The sequence below is a fragment of the Bifidobacterium sp. POST2/T3 (B1) genome, assembly GCF_058197115.1.
In genome coordinates, this window is sequence record NZ_JBVPQK010000058.1 from 1 (window position 1) to 12,447 (window position 12,447).

At 61.2% G+C, this 12,447-nt stretch carries 10 protein-coding genes; 4 read left to right on the forward strand and 6 right to left on the reverse strand.

Annotated features, from left to right (window positions below):
- The 5 genes from AC0AP0_RS04425 to AC0AP0_RS04445 all read right to left on the reverse strand — a co-directional run.
- The coding region (locus AC0AP0_RS04425; RefSeq protein WP_490429495.1) for an aminotransferase class I/II-fold pyridoxal phosphate-dependent enzyme at positions 1–1,175 on the reverse strand (1,175 nt) is incomplete at its 3' end.
- Positions 1,176–1,287: 112 nt separating this feature from the next.
- Positions 1,288–3,069: an ATP-binding cassette domain-containing protein gene (locus AC0AP0_RS04430; protein WP_490429496.1), complete on the reverse strand. Its 1,782-nt coding sequence runs from the start codon at positions 3,067–3,069 to the stop codon at positions 1,288–1,290.
- The gene (locus AC0AP0_RS04435; RefSeq protein WP_110413389.1) at positions 3,066–4,886 is read right to left on the reverse strand and encodes an ABC transporter permease; all 1,821 of its coding nucleotides are present in this window, start codon (positions 4,884–4,886) and stop codon (positions 3,066–3,068) included. Before AC0AP0_RS04435 ends, AC0AP0_RS04430 begins: the two co-directional genes overlap by 4 nt.
- A 9-nt stretch (positions 4,887–4,895) precedes the next feature.
- Positions 4,896–6,086, reverse strand: coding sequence for an ABC transporter substrate-binding protein (locus tag AC0AP0_RS04440; RefSeq protein WP_258334486.1), 1,191 nt, complete (start codon positions 6,084–6,086; stop codon positions 4,896–4,898).
- 49 nt (positions 6,087–6,135) lie between these two features.
- A complete protein-coding gene (locus tag AC0AP0_RS04445) occupies positions 6,136–7,200 on the reverse strand; it encodes a uroporphyrinogen decarboxylase family protein (protein ID WP_490429497.1) in 1,065 nt (354 codons plus the stop codon).
- A 390-nt stretch (positions 7,201–7,590) separates the two neighbouring features.
- Between AC0AP0_RS04445 and AC0AP0_RS04450 the strand changes: the two genes are divergently transcribed.
- The 4 genes from AC0AP0_RS04450 (at position 7,591) to dapC (ending at position 12,037) form a co-directional block, all read left to right on the forward strand.
- The gene (locus AC0AP0_RS04450; RefSeq protein WP_490429498.1) at positions 7,591–8,820 is read left to right on the forward strand and encodes an FAD-binding protein; all 1,230 of its coding nucleotides are present in this window, start codon (positions 7,591–7,593) and stop codon (positions 8,818–8,820) included.
- A gap of 93 nt (positions 8,821–8,913) precedes the next feature.
- A complete protein-coding gene (locus AC0AP0_RS04455) occupies positions 8,914–10,437 on the forward strand; it encodes an amino acid permease (RefSeq protein WP_490429499.1) in 1,524 nt (507 codons plus the stop codon).
- A 57-nt stretch (positions 10,438–10,494) separates the two neighbouring features.
- A complete protein-coding gene (fdxA, locus tag AC0AP0_RS04460) occupies positions 10,495–10,812 on the forward strand; it encodes a ferredoxin (protein WP_015022367.1) in 318 nt (105 codons plus the stop codon).
- A 70-nt stretch (positions 10,813–10,882) separates the two neighbouring features.
- Complete coding sequence (gene dapC, locus AC0AP0_RS04465; protein ID WP_490429500.1) at positions 10,883–12,037, forward strand: succinyldiaminopimelate transaminase; 1,155 nt, start codon at positions 10,883–10,885, stop codon at positions 12,035–12,037.
- Here dapC and AC0AP0_RS04470 read toward each other — a convergent pair.
- The coding region (locus AC0AP0_RS04470) for a DinB/UmuC family translesion DNA polymerase (RefSeq protein WP_490429501.1) at positions 12,034–12,447 on the reverse strand (414 nt) is incomplete at its 5' end. The genes dapC and AC0AP0_RS04470 overlap by 4 nt on opposite strands.

Genomic DNA, 12,447 nt, shown 5'->3' on the forward strand with positions numbered 1-12,447 from the left:
GGGTCCACAATCAGGGTGCGACAGTCGCCGATGTTGGGCATGTAGCTCATGAGATGCACCGAGTCCACGATGCGCTTCACCTGCTCATAGCCCCCTTTGACCTTGAAGGAGAGGATCGTGCCGACGCCCTTGGGCAGCAGGGTTGATGCCAGGCGGTTCTGCTGGTCCGCATCGCCTTGGTGCCGACCTTCGGGAATGCCCGAGTAGTTGACCTGTTCCACCTGGGGAATGGTCAGCAGGTGGCGGGCCAGGATTGCTGCCGTCTTTACCTCGGCGGCGACCCGCTGGGCCAGGGTCTCAAGGCCGGTCAGTTGCAGGTAGGCGGTGAAAGGACTCATGACCGCCCCGAAGGTGTGCAGGTATTTGGTATGAACCCTGTGCAGGAAGGCCATCTTGCCGAAGGCATCAAGAAAGCTGACCATGGACCCGTGCCGCTCGTCGCTGATGATCAGTTCGGGCTGGCTCATTTGCGGGAATCGGCCGTTGCCCCAGTCGAACCGTCCTGCATCCACGATGACCCCGCCCAGGGCGTTGCCGTGGCCGCTGATTCCCTTGGTGGTCGAATGGACGACGATGTCGGCACCGAAGTCGATCGGGTTGAGCAGGTACGGCGTGGGCACTGTATTGTCGATGATCAGAGCCAGCCCATGCCGATGGGCCAGGTCGGCCAGGCCGGGGATGTCGGCTATGGCTGTGGACGGATTGGCCACGGACTCGGCGAAGATGGCCCTGGTGTTGTCCTGGATCAGGGATTCCACCTTGTCAAGGTCGTTGATGTCGTCCACAAAATCCGTTTCGATGCCGAAGTTGGGAAAGAAGGTCTTCATGGCATCCACCGAGGTCCCATAAAGATCGACCGGGGAAATTAGTCTCCCGCCGCCTTCGGCTGCGCACATGAGGGCTGACGACACGGCTGCCATCCCTGAGGCCATGGCCACAGCCCCCTTGCCCCCCTCCAGGCTGGCCAGGCGATCCTCCAGGACCTTGACTGTGGGATTGGCCAGGCGTGAGTAAGAGAACCCTTGAATTTCGCCGGCGGCCAGTGCGTCTCCCCGGTCGGCAGTGATCATGTCAAAGGCGGCCGACTGGTAGATAGGGACGCTGGCCGCGCCTCCGCCCAGGCTTTGACAGTCATAGCCGTCATGGACGGCTTTTGTTGCGAATCCTTTGCTCATGCGGGTGTCTTCCTCTGCTTGTGTCCGGTTGTGAATCTTTCGCTAGCCCACCATCGAATCGTTTTTTATGGTCCCGGGCAAGGCTCCGCTCATAGGTGTTCCTTATCGCCCGCTATCGGGAGGTTGCCTTGCCCAGGTATGCCTGGCGGACACGTTCATCATTCAAGAGCTTTCGGGCAGGCCCCTCCAGACGGATCAGGCCGTTCTGCAGCACGTACCCGTAGTCGGCGATGGACAGGGCCAGCTCGGCCTGCTGTTCGACCAGAAGAATGGAGATGCCCAGCTGGTCGCGAAGGGAGACGATCTGTTCCAGTACCTGGTCGACCAGTTTGGGCGAGAGGCCCATGGTTGGTTCGTCCATGCATATCAGCCGAGGATGGCTCATCAGGGCCCTGCCGAAGGCCAGCATCTGCTGCTCGCCTCCTGAGAGGGTGCCGGCTTGCTGCCTGCGGCGTTCAGCCAGGCGTGGGAACCGCTCATATATAGCATCCAGATCCTGTTCAATCTGATTGCGTTCCCTTTGGGTGAAGGCGCCCATGCGCAGGTTCTCCTCCACGCTCATGGCCGCAAAGACCCTTCTCGCCTCAGGGACCGAGGCGATTCCGGAACGGACCCGGTCCTTGGTGGGGGTGTGGGTGATTTCCCGTCCATCCAAATGGATGGTCCCCTTCTTTGGAGCGAGCAGGCCCAGAATGGTCTTCATGGTTGTGGACTTGCCCGAAGCATTGCCGCCCAGAAGGGAGACGATGCCGCCTTGGGGAATGCGCAGACTGACATGATCCAGAGCCTTGACCGGGCCATAGCTCACATCGATGGCATCCAGGGAGAGCAATGTTCGATCCTCTTCGGTGGTTGGCTCCCCCTCACTGTCATTATGCGCCTTGGTTTTGGCTTTTAGCCCGGTTCCTGCACTACCGTGATCCTGCCCATCGACCTGTTCTGCAGCGGTGACCGGGGCCAGGGCGTTCTGCCGGGCCAGGACATTCGCCTGCCCGTTCATGGGGGTCTCGTTGCGGGGTCTGCGGTCGCCTAGATATGCGGTGATGACGCGAGGATCGGCGCTGACCTGCCTGGGAGGTCCGGAGGCGATGATCTTTCCGCCGTCCATGGCGATGACCTGGTCGCAAAGCGCTTCGATCAGATCGATCTTATGCTCGACCAGGAGCATGGTCTGCCCGTGGGCCTTGAGCTCCAGAAGCTGTTGCAGCACCTCGGCCGTCTCCGACTGGTTCATTCCTGCTGTGGGCTCGTCCAAAACCAGAATGTCGGGGGAGCTGACGTGTGCTCTGGCTATCTCTGTGCGTCGCCGGTTGGCGTAGGAGAGTGTGTAGGCGGCCTGGGTTCGGTGCTCTTCCAGGCGCTCGCTGAATCTGTCGATCTCAGACTGGACGGCCTTGCGTTCGACGACCGCCTCCCTGCGGCAGGCGGGACCGGGCACCAGCGTCAGCCAGGTCTGAGCCAGCAGGGGGACCCATCGCAGGATGGGCCACTTCTCCAGACGGCGAAAGGGCCTGCGGGCTTCCAGGCGCCTATGGAATCCAACGGCCACGTTCTCCTCAACGCTCATGGTCGGGAAGACCCTGCCGTTCTGGAAGGTGCGGGACACCCCTTGCTCGGCTATGTCCGTGGCGGGCAGGCCGGTCACGGTGCGTCCCCTCAGACTGATCTGGCCCGAGTCGGGCTTGAGAAAGCCGCAGACCAGGTTGATGGTCGTGGACTTTCCTGATCCGTTGGGGCCGATAATGCCTATCACCTGGCCGGGTGCCAGGTCCATGTTCACATCGGCCACTGCCTGCAGTCCCTGGAAGCTCTTGCTCAGATTTCGTACGCTGAGTAGGGGCTGATCGGGACTGTCGCGTACAGGTTCGGTATTGTGTCGGCTGCCCGTCATCATGCCCTCCTTTTGGTTGAGAACAGACCCTGTGGTCTGCAGATGATAAAGATGATCAGGACGAGTCCGTAGGCCATGATTCTCACCTCGGGCAGGATACGCAGCAGTTCAGGGGCCCCTACCAGGATCAGGGAGCCGATCACAGCTCCGGTCGGGGACTTCATGCCACCCAGGACGATGATGGTCAGAATCAGGGTCGACATGGTCGGATTGAAGAGGGTCGGGTCGATATAGGTGTACTGGTGTGCCAGCAGGGCTCCTGCGATACCTGCCGACCCGCATGCCAGGGCGTAGGCCAGCGCCTTGTAGGCCCCTGTCCTGATCCCCAGGGACCAGGCCGCTTGTCCGTCCTCGCCGATGGCCTCGAAGACGTGGCCCAGATGTGAGGACCGGATCCGGGAGGTCACTGCAAGGACCAGAAGAAGAATGACCAGATCCAGCAGGTACTGCATCTGCTGGGTGTAGAGCGGCTTGCCCAGGAATGTCGGCAGGGGAATGCCTTGCAGACCTAGCGAGCCCCTGGTCAGAGGTTCCCAGATGCGGATGATGGCGACCATGACTGCTCCCACGCCTATGGTGGCGATAGCCACATAGTGGCCACTGAGCTTCCATACCGGGAATGTCAGCAGGGATGCGGCCAGGGCGGCGATGACGGCCGCGCCCAGCAGGGAGAGGGTGAAGGGCCAATGCAGACGCATGGTCAGCAGGGCCGAGGCGTAGGCTCCCACGGCCACAGGTCCCGCCAGTCCCAGGATGGTCTGACCGGCTGATCCTGAGATCAGCGTCAGGCCCACTGCGGCAATGGCGTATATGGCAACCTGGGTCCCGATGCCGGCCAGATGGTCGGAGAAAATGAAGGGGGTGGCCAGAGCGGCTGCTGCAAGGCCGAGGTTGGCCCAAAGCGGCAGACGGATGGGTCTGGCGGCTTCCGGTAGGGTTCCGGTCATGGGTTCCTTGCCCATGTCTGCCTTGCGGCCCAGGAATCCTGAGGGCTTGAGGATCAGAACCAACAGGAGGGTGCCGAAGGTGATCAGGTCGTGCACGCCATCGCCGAAGAGTCCTACGCCGACGGCTTCGGCCAAACCTAGAACCAGGCCCCCGATGATGGCTCCGGGGATGGAGCCCAGCCCGCCGATGGCGGCGGCCACAAAGGCTGTCATGCCGATGGCGTTGCCGTCCATGGGGTTGATGTTCGTCTTGAACAGGCCGATGAAAATTCCGGCGATGCCCGCCAGAATCGAACCGATGACGAAAGCTATGGTGCGAATGGAGGTGACCGGCACCCCCATCTGCAACGCGGCCTGGGAGTCCTGCGAGGTGGCCCTGATGGCCTGTCCGGTCCTGCCGTAGGTCAAGAAGGCCCAGAGCGCAACCATGCTGGCCAGGGCGACCAGACCCATGACCAGGTCGGAGGTGCCGAAGCTGATGCCCAACGCATGCAGGTTGTGGGTGGGCAGCAGCTGGGGGAAGGCCCTGGTCTGAGAGCCAAAGATCAGCTGCATCCCGTTATCCAGCACCTGCCCTAGGCCGACAGTTCCCAAGAGCGCGGCGATCGGCTGCCGGCCTTCCAGGGGAGTGATGACCAGGAGGTTGGTGACCAGGCCGACCAGACCCGTGACCAGGACGACGGCCAGTATGGTGGGAACGAGTCCCCAGCCTAGGGAGGAGCCTACCCACCAGGCCGTCATCATGCCTACCGCTACCAGGGATCCTTGTGCGAAGTTGGCCACATTGGTCACTCCGAAGACCAGGGACATCCCCACGGCGGCCAGAGCGTAAACGCCGCCGTGGATGAGTCCGGAAAAGAGCGTCTCGACCATGATCGCTGCTCACTCCTCGATCTGTTTGAATTTGCCCTGATCCACCTGGAGGAGGATGGGCTTGATCGTGTCCGCCCGTCGGGTCTTGGTATTGAACCGGAAGGTCCCTCCCCGGCCTTGGTAGAGCGGGAAGTCCTTGACCTTGCCTAGGGCCTCCTGGATGCCCTCCCTGGTGGGGCTGGTCTTCTCGCCTGCGTAGGCCAGATCCATAATGGCCTGGTAGGCAGTGATTTCGAAGTTGCCCGGAACAGTGTGGTACCGGTCCTCGAAGCTCTTGACGAAAGCCTTGGCCTTCGCATCCTTGGTGCCTGTCGCAGAAAAGACGCCGGTAATGATGGCCCCTTGGGCGTTCGCTCCGGTCAGGGAGAGGAACTCCTTGGTCTCCTGACCGCCGAAGAATGGTCCCTTATAGTCCAGCTTGTCTCGCAGGGTGTTGGCGACCAGCGCTCCATCCGGTCCGTAGCCGATGTCCACCACGGCATCGGGGGCAGCATTCTTGGCTGGGATCAGTATCGGAGTCAGGTCCGTGGAATCTGGCAGATAGGAGGACTGGTAGACGATCTGCACCCCGAGCCGTTCCGCAGCCTCCTTGAAGTACTGGAAGGATTCCTTTCCCCAGTCGTTTTCCAGATAGACGACGGAGATCTTCTTGGCTCGTTTGGACACTGCCTCAGCGTTGACTTCCTGGTTGATCTTCTGTGAGATCTGGGGTGTCCATACATGATCACCTGAATTCGTGAAAGTCGGCGAGGAGTTGTTGAAGCCGTAATGGACCAGTCCAGCCTGCTGGAAGATGGGCGATGCGGCTGAGGAGGCCGGCGAGGAGTAGTCTCCCACAACGGCGATGACCGATTTGTCGGAGGCGATCTTGGGGGCGACGGCGGCATCCTGTTTGGCGTCTGATTGGGTGTCGTAGTAGTCGATGTTCAGGCGCTTGCCCTGTATTCCGCCCTTCTTGTTGACCTGGTCCTTGGCCAGGTCGAAGCCCTGCTGGAACATCTTGCCGTACTCGGCGTAGAGACCGGTCTTAGGGTAAATGGCAGCGATGGTCACATGATCCGACGATCCTGCGGAGGAGCCCTGGTCGCCCCCCAATCCGCAGGCCGACAGCGCTCCGGCCATGGCCATGGTGATCATGAGGGCAACCATTGCCCTGATGGTGCCATGATGCGGCTGGTGCTGCTTTGATGTGATGACCATGATGTCTCCCTTGGAGTTTGACGGTTGATGTCGAGGGTTGTTTGTGGTTTCAGAGTTGCTTGGGGGCCCGGGTTCCGCTCAGAAGGCGCAGGGCCTCCTCGTCGGCGGGCGTCGGGATGGTGCATGAGGGCGCCAGGAGGAAGGGACGGCCTTGACGGGCCTGGGTGGTCTGATCCAATTCCTTGCGGATCTGGTCCACGTCGCCGCCTGGGTTGAAGAGTTCGAAGTCGGCTCCGCCCACGGGTACAGCAGGAAAGTCGGTGCTGATTTCAGGATTGCCTGGGCGGAACTGATCCCAATGAAGAAAATCAGGATTCAGATTGGTGAATTCTTCAGGATGCGCATCCTCCCGGCAGGTATGCACCAGGACCAGGGCTTCCGGATTGGCCTGTCTGACCGCCCGGAGCACGATCCGGTCATAGGGCTTGGCCCATTCCTCCAGTTGCGCCTGGTTGAAGTAGCCATAGCTGGCCAGGCCCGTTTCGGCGAAGAAGATGCCGTCCAGGCCGGCCCCGCCTTGCTCCTTGGGGCTGACCAGCAGGGTTGCGTAGTCGGCAAGGGTCCGGGCGATGTTGTCCAGCGCTGACTTGGCTGCCTCGGGCTGGGCGAAGATCAGCGTCTGCCTGTTCAGATCCCTGTCCTCCTCCTGCGCGGAGCCCTGCCCCTCGGGGTAGAGGGGGAGATCGGCCAATTGAAGGAGGACCGAGAGCGGGGAGAATACCGTGTCGATGGCTGCTCGGTCCTCCAGGCCGTCTCGGATGATCCTGGCGGCCTGGATCTGCTCTTGGAGGACCCTGTTGGTTTCAGGATCGCGGTAGTCGATGCGGGCGATGTCCCCTGCCTCCTGGATGGCCGTGCGGACAGTGCGCGGGATCAGCCAATCATAGTGATCCCTGTCGTAGACTGCGTCCCAGACCTCGGCATAGTAGATGGCCCTCGGGTTGATCTTGACCCAGTCCCAATCCCACTTGCGAACGAAGTCCAAGGTGGCTGCGGCAAAATTCTCGGCACCGTACTCGTGCCCGATGTGGTGCTGCCAGGCGGAGGTCAGCCAGGCTTGTTTCCCCTGGTCATGGGCTATCTGGTGGAACTGGGTTCGTCTGTCTTCTGTCATTGCATGCTCGTTTCCTGGTGCGTGTCCTATGGACGCCCGGTCAGGTGTCCACGTGTTCCCGGTATCCTTCGTCCGGAAACCGGGCTTTGGAGATTCCTCTTTCCAAAGCTCTTGTCACATAAAACCCTCCAGGTAGCAGGCCGGTCAACGACCTGGCATATAGGTAATATCTATTGCCGCTAATCGTCCCCTGGCCTTGCACGGGTCTTGCAAAAGCTATAGGAAAACCTGATAATGATGGGTCAGACCGGACTTTACAGCTGTATGGATGCGGTCTTGCTTCACTCTCTGATCATGGCTGATCGCTTGTTGCCAAGGATGGTAGGCAGCCACGGCATTGCTCCTGCCCGGAAGAGGCCCTCATAAGGGGACGATGATACAGTGAATTGCATGTCTGACGTATCCTCCAGAGACACTATTCCGACCTTTGCTGATATCACCACAGTGGGTGTAGGCGGGAGCATGGCCGCTTTCGTCCAGCCCCGGAACCGCGTGGGCATGATCGAGGCTGTGGAGGGCGCGGATTCCAAGGGGCTGCCCCTATGCCTGATCGGCGGAGGATCCAATCTGCTTGCCTCTGACCAGGATTTTCCTGGCGTGGTTGTACGTGACACCCGTCAGGACATCAGCGTTCCCGACGAGGTGGCTCCGCCTGAGGATGGCATCCCCGTTGTCCATATCAACGCCACGGCCGGGACCAACTGGGATGACCTGGTCTCCTACTGCGTGCGCATGCACCTGATCGGGGTAGAGGGTCTATCCGGCATCCCCGGGACTGTCGGAGCCTCGGTGGTCCAGAACATCGGTGCCTACGGCCAGGAGGTCGGGCGTCTAGTCGACTCGGTCGAGGTCTGGGACCGCCAGGACAAGGTCACTGCCTATCTGCGTGCCTCGGATCTCGATTTCGGATACAGGACCTCCCTGCTCAAGCAGACCATGTACCAGGCTCAGGCTGTGCCCGATGCACGGTTCTTCCCGACGCCGCGCTACGTGGTTCTTTCGGTCACCCTGGTCCTGCGACACGGGTCGGCAGCTCAGGTGGGTTCCGCCCAGCTGGCTAAGGCCCTGGGCGTGGCGCCCGGAGCAACGCTTCCTCTGGAACGGATTCGCCAGGCGGTTCTGACCGTCAGAGCAGGCAAGGGGATGCTGGAGGATCCTTACCGGTACCTGACCGACTGGATGGGATCATGCCGCCGTACCTCCGACCTGGAAGAGGCTCTGGAGGCAGTCCAGGATGACCTTCACGGCCCCAGAGGCGAACGGGTGCTGCTTGACCGCCATAGTTGCGGGAGTTTCTTCACCAATCCGATCATCAGTCGTCAGGCCGCGGATGCCCTGCCGGTGGATGCCCCGCGCTATCCTGTCGAAGACTCGGCGTTGGTCAAGACCTCAGCAGCCTGGCTGATCGATCATTCAGGTTTCCACAAGGGCTTCGCTTTGGAGCAGGGATCGGCTGCCGCACTATCTGACATGCACACACTGGCCTTGACCAACCGCGGAGGTGCCGGCTCAGACGACATGGTAGCCCTGGCCCGTGCCATCCAGAAAGGCGTTGATTCCACCTTCGGCATCCATCTGATTCCCGAGCCCGTTACTCCGGGTATTGACCTGGCCTGGTAGCCTTTACATTCACGTAATGAGCGTATACCGGTTTTCTACGGCATCATATCCTATGATTACTCGCCGGAGCGGGACTCGTGAGTCTGGAGCAAGATGGAATTATTCAGGAAGAAATCGGTTGAACAGACCCTGGCGGAGACCGGGGAGGAGGGCAGGTCGCTCAAGCGGACGCTGACCACCTGGGACCTGGCCATCATGGCAGTCGCAGTGGCCGTGGGTGCTGGCATCTTCTCGGTGGGGGCCCAGGCGGCGGCCTTCCATGCAGGGCCGGCCGTCATCATCTCCTTTGTCATCGCAGGCATTGTCTGCGCGGCAGCCGTTATGTGTTACGCGGAATTCGCCTCAATGATCCCGGTTTCAGGCTCGGCCTACACCTTCACCTACAACACCATGGGCGAACTGGTGGCTTGGATCATCGGCTGGGACCTGATTCTGGAGATGCTCATGGCCGCCTCGGTCATCTCCAAGTACTGGGGCGTCTACCTGAACGACTTCATCCATCTGATGGGGGGCACCTCGTTCAGCTCCAGCTTCCATGTGGGAGGCATGGATGTTGACCTGGCCCCACTGGTGGTAGTCACCCTCTTCACGGTTCTTCTGGTCCTGGGCACCAAACTTTCTGCCCGGTTCGACGGGGCCTTGACCGTCCTCAAGATCGGCATCGTGGTCTTCGTTATCGTGGTGGGCTTCTTCTACGTCAAGATGGACAACTACCGGCCCTTCATCCCGCCTTCCGAACCAGCTTCGGCCGTTCCGGGGGCCAGCGTGCCAGGAATCATGGGCCAGCCCCTCTGGCAGTGGGTTTCCGGCATGCAGCCCACCATCTACGGTGTCCCCGGCATCCTCTCAGGCGCCGCCTTGGTCTTCTTCGCTTTCGTGGGCTTCGACATCGTCGCCACCACCTCCGAGGAGGCCAAGGAGCCCCACAAGACCATTCCCCGCGGAATTGGTCTGGGCATGCTGATCGTCATCACCCTGTACATCCTGGTAGCCATCGTCACCACCGGCATGGTCTCTTACAAGGATCTCGCCAAGGCCAAGAACCCCTCCCTGGCAACCGGTTTTGAGATGGTAGGCGCTCCCTGGGCTGCCAAGATCATTTCCTTCGGCATCGTGGTGGGGCTGACCACTGTGGTTATGGTGCTCCTGCTGGGGCTGACTCGAATCGTCTTTGCCATGAGCCGCGACGGGCTTCTTCCCCGTGCCCTGTCCCGCACTGGCCGGCATGGCACGCCTGCCCGCATTCAGATCCTGGGCGGCATCGTGGTGGCCGTGGTGGCCTCCTGCTTCCCCATAGATGTCTTGTCAGACATGGTCAATATCGGCACGCTCTCGGCCTTCCTGTTGGTGGCCATCTCCCTGCCCATCATGCGCAAGCGCCGGCCCGACCTGCCTCGGTCATTCAAGATGCCTGGCAACCCCTGGGTCCCCATTCTGATCGCTCTGGCCTGCCTCTGGCTTATGCTCAACCTGACCGTGCTGACCTGGATCCGGTTCGTGGTCTGGTTGGCTGCGGGTCTGGCCATCTACTTCGGCTACTCCTACCGGCACTCCCTGCTCGGTCGGCATCAGCTCAGCGGGAAGATATCCGAGGCCACCCAGGCCGGTCTGGACTGACCTGGAGCGTCGGCGCTGCAGTGTAGAGTGAATACTCGCATACTCAGGAGGTAACCCATGACCTACGTCATCGCTCAGCCTTGCGTGGACGTCAAGGACAAGGCCTGCGTGGACGAATGCCCGGTGGACTGCATCTACGAGGGCGTCCGTTCGCTCTACATCAACCCCAACGAGTGCGTGGACTGTGGCGCCTGCGAGCCGGTCTGCCCGGTGGAGGCCATCTTCTACGAGGACGACCTGCCCGAGGAGTGGACTTGGTATAAGGACGCGGCGACTGATTTCTTCGCCCAGGTGGGGGATGCCGGCGGCGCTGCTGCGGTCGGCCCCTACGATCACGATCCGGAGGGTGTGGCAGCACTGCCGCCCAACAAGTAGTCGATTAAGGCTGACGAGCCGCGGATGGGAGCCAACCCACCGCGGCTTATTCATAAGAGAAAGGCGGGCCATGGGTTTTCACTCTTTCCGATCCCCCTACGACTGGTCAAGGATTGACACTTACCGGCGGCGTGCTGAGCAATGCCCCGGCGGTCTGGTCGACCTCTCGGTCGGTTCGCCGGTGGATCCTGTACCCAGGTCGGTCAGGGATGCCCTGGCGGCGGCTGCAGATGATGACCAGGCGCGAGGATATCCGAAAACTGCCGGTGATGATCTCCTGAGGCAGGCCGTGGCCGACTGGTTCCGTCGCCGTCGCGGTGTCGATCTGGATGCCTTGGGCGCGGACCTGGTGCCTACGGTCGGGTCCAAGGAGGCGGTGGCACTCATGGCCTCCCTCCTGCATCTGGGCCCGGGGGATCGGGTGGTACAGCCGACGGTATCCTATCCCACCTATGCCATCGGAACCCAGCTGGCCGGGGCTCAGGTGACAACCGTGGATGATCCGGCTGATACAGATTCATGGGTGGATCTGCCTGGCGTGCGAGCAGTTTGGATCAATTCGCCAGGCAACCCCAGTGGGCAGGTCATAGACCGAGCCGCGTTGGCTAAGATCGTCCGGGTGGCTCGTTCGATAGGGGCTACGGTCCTGAGCGACGAGTGCTATGCCATGCTGGATTGGTCAGGACCTACTCAAGTCGGGCAGAATGCGCCGATCCCGGCCTCACCTTGTATCTTGGAGTCTGAAGTCTGCAGCGGCGATGCCAGCGGGATACTCTGCCTGTACTCGATGAGCAAACAGTCCAACATGGCCGGGTACAGGGCAGCCCTCGTGGCCGGCGATGCTCATCTAGTGAAGGCCATGACTGCTTACCGCAAGCAGGTGGGACTGATTGTACCCGGTCCGGTACAGAGGGCCATGCGAGCCGCTCTGGAGGACGGAAAAGCTGTGATGGCCCAGCGCGAGATCTACGCCCGTCGTCTGCGAGCCTTAGCTCAAGCTCTGACAGCTTACGGATACGATGCCGTCATGCCACAGGGTGGACTTTATATTTGGACGCAAGCCCGCTCGGGCGATTGCTGGGCCGATATGGCTGACCTGGCCCGAATAGGGATACTGGCCAGTCCTGGGGAGTTCTACGGGGATGGTCACCGTCTGCGATTTTCATCCACCATATCTGACGACCAGCTGGAGCTGGCCCTGGAGCGTTTGCGTACAGGCGCTTAGAGACCCATGCTGACTGAACCCTTGCCGTAGCGGTTCCTGATGGAGTCCATGGTGGCCTCTGCCTGATCCAGGCGCTGGGACTCACTACCGGTGTGTCGTTTGCTCTCGCGCATGATGTCGTCCAAGGACGGCTGGATGGGGGTATCTTCCACCCGGCTCAGACCGGATGCGCTGACACCGGCTAGGCGGATCAGCCGGGGCAGGGGGGTGTCCATGGGCACGCCCTCAGGCAGCCCCAGCATGGCCTTGAGCAGTCCGACCGCCTGCGGATAGATGCGATTGGCTGAGTTGACCGGAGTCTCCAGGGTATGGGCCTTGGTCATATAGCGCAGATCATCAAAGCGCAGTTTGACGGTGATGGTCCGGGCGATCAGGTCATGCGCTCGCAGTCCGGTGGCCACCTCGTCGCT